The sequence below is a fragment of the Protofrankia sp. CiT1 genome (assembly GCF_917627335.1).
Classification (GTDB): Bacteria; Actinomycetota; Actinomycetes; order Frankiales; family Frankiaceae; genus Protofrankia.
Genome location: NZ_CAKJTP010000015.1, coordinates 49,920 through 54,632, shown reverse-complemented (window position 1 = coordinate 54,632; position 4,713 = coordinate 49,920). Strand labels below are relative to the sequence as shown.

At 64.7% G+C, this 4,713-nt stretch carries 5 protein-coding genes; 3 read left to right on the top strand and 2 right to left on the bottom strand.

All coding sequences use genetic code 11. From position 1 onward, the window contains the following. The 3 genes from MJ785_RS04740 to MJ785_RS04730 all read left to right on the top strand — a co-directional run. The coding region (locus MJ785_RS04740) for an SPFH domain-containing protein (protein WP_239380092.1) at nt 1-1,047 on the top strand (1,047 nt) is incomplete at its 5' end. A 233-nt stretch (nt 1,048-1,280) separates the two neighbouring features. Then, the gene (locus MJ785_RS04735) at nt 1,281-2,363 is read left to right on the top strand and encodes an ImmA/IrrE family metallo-endopeptidase (protein WP_239380091.1); all 1,083 of its coding nucleotides are present in this window, start codon (nt 1,281-1,283) and stop codon (nt 2,361-2,363) included. 3 nt (nt 2,364-2,366) lie between these two features. Continuing rightward, on the top strand, nt 2,367-2,909 hold the full coding sequence (locus MJ785_RS04730; RefSeq protein WP_239380090.1) for a hypothetical protein: 543 nt from the start codon (nt 2,367-2,369) through the stop codon (nt 2,907-2,909). A 52-nt stretch (nt 2,910-2,961) separates the two neighbouring features. On the opposite strand, the gene MJ785_RS04725 is transcribed toward MJ785_RS04730, so the two are convergent. Together MJ785_RS04725 and MJ785_RS04720 are read right to left on the bottom strand one after the other, a co-directional pair. Beyond that, nucleotides 2,962-3,636 (bottom strand): dihydrofolate reductase family protein, encoded by a 675-nt coding sequence (locus tag MJ785_RS04725; RefSeq protein WP_239380096.1) that lies wholly within the window; start codon nt 3,634-3,636, stop codon nt 2,962-2,964. A gap of 54 nt (nt 3,637-3,690) precedes the next feature. Next, nucleotides 3,691-4,713: ATP-binding protein (locus MJ785_RS04720; RefSeq protein ID WP_305039903.1), on the bottom strand; the 1,023-nt coding region annotated here is incomplete at its 5' end.

Genomic DNA, 4,713 nt, shown 5'->3' with positions numbered 1-4,713 from the left:
CGCATCAAGGTGGTGCTGAAAGGGCGGATCTTCCTCCCTCCGGGCGCCATCCTCACCAAGATTTCGTTGCAGTGGCAGCCGATCGAGTTCCGGGTGACCTGTCAGTCCTCCGACGAGGTGCCGCTGACGCTCGATCTTCGTACAGCTTTTCGGATCCCACGAGACGAGCAGGCGATCCGGACGGTGAGCGAGCATTTCGGCGAGGACACGGAGAACATGCACCGGCAAGTCATCGACACCCTTGTCGTACATATTCGTGACGTGGTGGGCGAACGGGCCATGGGGCAGGTCGATCGCGATTTCGGAAAGATCGCGGACGAGGTGATGTGGAGGTCCAGGCCGGCACTGGTGGAGATGGGATTCGAACCGCGGCCACTGTCCGTCGCGAACGTTGTGCTGCCTGCGGACTGGGTGGCGGAGCGGGAGAAGAAGATATCGCTGGACGCTCACCTGCGGACGCTTACGACCAAACTGGCTATAGAGGATCAGATCAGTGCCACGCGGTCCCGGCGGGAGGCGAACGAGCGGCTGACGGCGGAGCGGGCCAGAGCGGATGCCGACACCTATGCTGAGCTGAGACGGCTGGAAGTCGCCAGGGCACGCATAGCGGTGGCGGATGAAAGCCGGGCGTCGGAACGCGACCACGCCCGGGCACTGGCCGAGCTGGAGGCATACAAACTGGCCGAACGGCTGCGTATTGAAGGCGGCCACCACGAGGAGAACATCCAACGGATGATCGTGGAAAGACTACCGGAGATCCTGGAGGCCAAGGGCAAACTGCTGCCGAACCTGCGGACCTACATTGCGGGTTCCCACGACAAGGGGCTGGTCAGTCTGATGACCGGGCTGGCCGGGTTCGGGCCCGACATCATGCGTGAACTGACGAACCTGATCGGCTCGCTCAGCGGCGGCCCGACAGCCGAGTTCTCCAGCGACGGCCCGCGTCCACAGATCGCCGCGGCCGACGGCTCATCCGCGGATGCCGCCGTGCGCACCGCGCAACAGGACGCCTCGCATGCGGAGGTCGTCGAGTCACCGACTGAGTAATGGTCCGCGATACCGTTGATCACAACGGTTCGGCAGGTCACGAGTGGAAGAGCGACACGTATTTTCTGCCCGACACGGGGGTTTCGGACGTCCATCCGTCGTGCCGTGGCTGCGGCGGCCCTGCGCTGGGGTAGGCCCCGCGGAGGTAGCCACGTGGCCCGGACAGATGCGTTCCGTTGGGATTTTCCCAACGGAACAGGTAGCATGCATGTATGCACAGTATTGGTGACCGCGTGCTGGAGCATATCAGGCAGGTCTGCCCCACCACCCGGCAGCGGGACATCGCGGCGGACATCGGGATGCCGCCCGATGCGTTCTCGCGCGCGCTAAACGGCAAGCGCGCCTTCTCCTCGATCGAGTTGGCGCGCCTGGCTGACCTGCTGGATGCGGACATCCATTGGCTGATCACCGGACAGCCCGACCCGCATCGGCTGGTCGTCGCGGCGCGTCACGATTTTAATCACCTGACGGGTCGTCGGAGCGTACCCGAGCGTGACGCTGACGGGCTGGTGCTACGCGACATCGCCTTGGCCTACCGTCAGGCCTACTCCGAACCGCAGCACGGACCAGCCCTTCCAGAGAGTGTTGACGGGGCTGGTGCTGATGGGGTCAGGGTGGCGCTGGGTGAGGACTTCGTGCGCCCCTTCGCGGATCGGCTGGAGAGCCGGTTCGGCGTCGATGTTGTGCGGATCGCAGACCTGTCCACCGCGTACTCGTTCACCATCGGTGGCCGCCATGTGATCGCGCTCTCGGCGACCGGGAACTGGTTCTGGGAGAACTGGTCAATGGCACATGAGTTGGGCCATCTCGTCTGGGGTCACCACGACCAGGGGTTCTCCGCGGCCGAGCGGGACCAGCGCGAGGCGGCCGCGAACGCGTTCGCGGCGGAGCTTCTGCTCCCCCGTGAGTCGCTTGCCGTGATTGACTGGGACCGGTACGAGGCGGCCGGGCTGGCTGACCTCGTGTGGCGGTGGGGTGTGTCCACCGACGCACTCGCCCGCCGCCTGCATGCCCTGAACGGCTACGTGCCCGATGTGGTGCGGGAATGGGCCGGACAACCGACCCAGCGTTTGTTGCGGCGTCACCGGGCGCCCAATTCAGGTAAAGATGAGATCACTTTGCGTATGGACGCAGCCGCCCAGCGTCGTTTCCCCCTCACGCTGCAGGAGGCGCACCTCAAAGGGATCGAAGCCGGGACCCTCGGCAAGGGAACGCTCGCCTGGATGCTCGGTATTGATCCCGATGCGCTGGATGTTGACATCCCCGCAGTGCCTGAGGTGACCATTGATGATCTTGCTAGGGCGTTGGACCTCTGAACCGTGGCCGTGCTCCTGTTCCCGGACAACACAGTTCTGATCAATTTTGCGATCATCAACCGGATGGATCTGCTGGAGCGGCTGGCGAACGGCCACGGCCACTGGTGCGCCACCGTGGCATCGGAATGCGACTCGTCGGCACGCAAACCCGGTCTCGCCGCGTTGGCTGATGCCAGGGGCATTTTCGGGTCGCCCTGGTTCCCCGACGCGGCAGAACTTCAGGACACGAGGCTTCTTCGCGAGGAGCTTGCCAGCCCAGGTGACCACCCGCACCGACACCTCGGTGAAGCCGAGACGCTCGCAATCATGATCCGTCGCCGCGTGCACGGATTCTTCGTCACCGATGACAACGATGCCGTACGGCTCGCCGCTCGGAACAAGATCAAAGTAGTCAGGACCTGGCACCTGTTGAAGGTCGCGGCCAAGCGGGAATGGGTCGACGCTGACGCCTTGTGGGGATATACCCAGACCCTCCGCACTCATCAGCGAGGAAGTCCTCCTGAAGTGATCGACAGGCCCTCATTCGACAAGTGGCTGGCACTCTGACGTCAACCACACCGCTCGGACGCCGCTGACAATGCCGACCACAGAACAGAGGTCAGCCGAGCAGGTAGCGCAGGAAGACGACGTCGTCGAGCTGACGGGCCTCGGCCAGTGTCATCCGGTGGCCGGGGTGGTGGGGAAAGGTGCCGGTGCCGGCGAAGCGGGGTGCGGCCGGGTCGCCGATGAAGAACGGCGCGATCACCAGGTGGATCTCGTTGGCGAGCCCGGCGGTGAGGAACTGGGTGTGGATGGTGCCGCCGCCCTCGACCATCAGCCGGCGTACGCCGCGCGCGGCGAGGTCGGCCAGGAGAGTGTGGAGATTGAGTGGGTTACCGGTGTCCACGACAGATGCCACGTCGGTGAGGTGCTCGCGGGTCTTGTTCACGGCGGGAGTCGTGACATAGACGATTTTCTCGGCTGGCCCGGTGGTGAAGAAGCTGGCGGTGGGGTCGAGGTCGCCGCGACTGGTGAGGGTGATTTTGATGGGGTTTTCGGGTAGGCCGCGGGTTATCCGGCCGGTGCGGCGGGCTGTTGAGCGGATCAGCAGCCGGGGGTTGTCACGGCGGATGGTGTTCGCGCCTACGAGGATGGCATCGACGCTGGCACGGACTTCGTCGACCCGGTCGAGGTCGGCCCTGTTGGAGATTATCAGCCGTTGGTTGGTGGTGTCGTCGAGGTAGCCGTCCACGGATGTGGCGGCCGACAGCAGGATGTAGGGGCGTTCGGTCATGTGGTTGTCGTCGGGTGGTCTTGGCGCGCTCACAGTGACCCGCATCCCTCGGTTTCATCGGCGGCGGCTGCCGCGTTGTGGAAACGCCGGCCCGGCTTCGTACCTGACGGTCGGTCCGCGGGTCGGCGAGTCGGCCGTGCGCTGGAGCACGCCCTTCTCCGCGAGCGAACGCAGGAGCGTGCTCGCCCGCTGGACCCCCACCAGGAACAGGTTCTGGACGGTCTGGTTGGAGATCGTCCCATATTCACGCAGGTGCGCGGCGATACGACGCTCGATCTCATCGGAGTCGTTGCGATGGTAGGGCAGCAGCGTGCCCAGTTCCGCGCGCGTACGTTCCCGGAAGCGATACGCGGGTATCCGGTACCGGCGTGTCGCTCGAACCGGCTCCAGCAGATCGTAGGTGTCGTCCGACAGCCGCCGGAGAGCCTCGGATGCCTCTTCAACGCTCTTCTGGAGGATAGGAGCGATCTTAACCGCATCGACGGTCGCATGGGACCGAAGGAAATGAATGAGCAGAATTGCATCAGTGTCGTCCTGCACCTCAACAGGCAGGCTTGCGATCATTACCGCAAGGCGTGTCACAGGAGCACCGCCGTCGATGACGACCCGGACGCTCCCGCTCCCGCTTGTAAAGACCGGCGGCGGGTGTCCTGCGCGGATCATGACCCGCACCATCACATCGACACCGGTGCCGGCTCTTTCCGCCAGGCGGAGTACCCGCAGCGCCTCGACCAGGCAGCGGTTTCGCGGCTTGGACACATGCGTGAGCAAGTTCTCCTCGGTTACCCCGAACACCAGCTCCCCAGGTGATGTCACAACGAGCCGGCTGGGGCTGTGCTCGACGACTACCGGCTCAGGATGCCGGTAGTCGCGGTGTGCGATTGCGTTGACCACGGCTTCGCGCGCGGCCGGGCCGGGAATCGTTTCGAGTTGTTGTTGCACGCCGGTGGGAAGTGTGACCGACGTGGTCTCGTTGATTGCGTCAATATCCCGAAGAAGATCGGCCAGGGCGACAATCAGGGGAGTTCGGTGGACTGATGATGGACGGGTAAGGGGACCGGCCGGCGTCCGCCGCCG

Coding starts and splice junctions, on each gene's coding strand:
- MJ785_RS04725 (WP_239380096.1), bottom strand. CDS start 3,636: ATGACCGAACGCCCCTACATCCTGCTGTCGGCCGCCACATCCGTGGAC.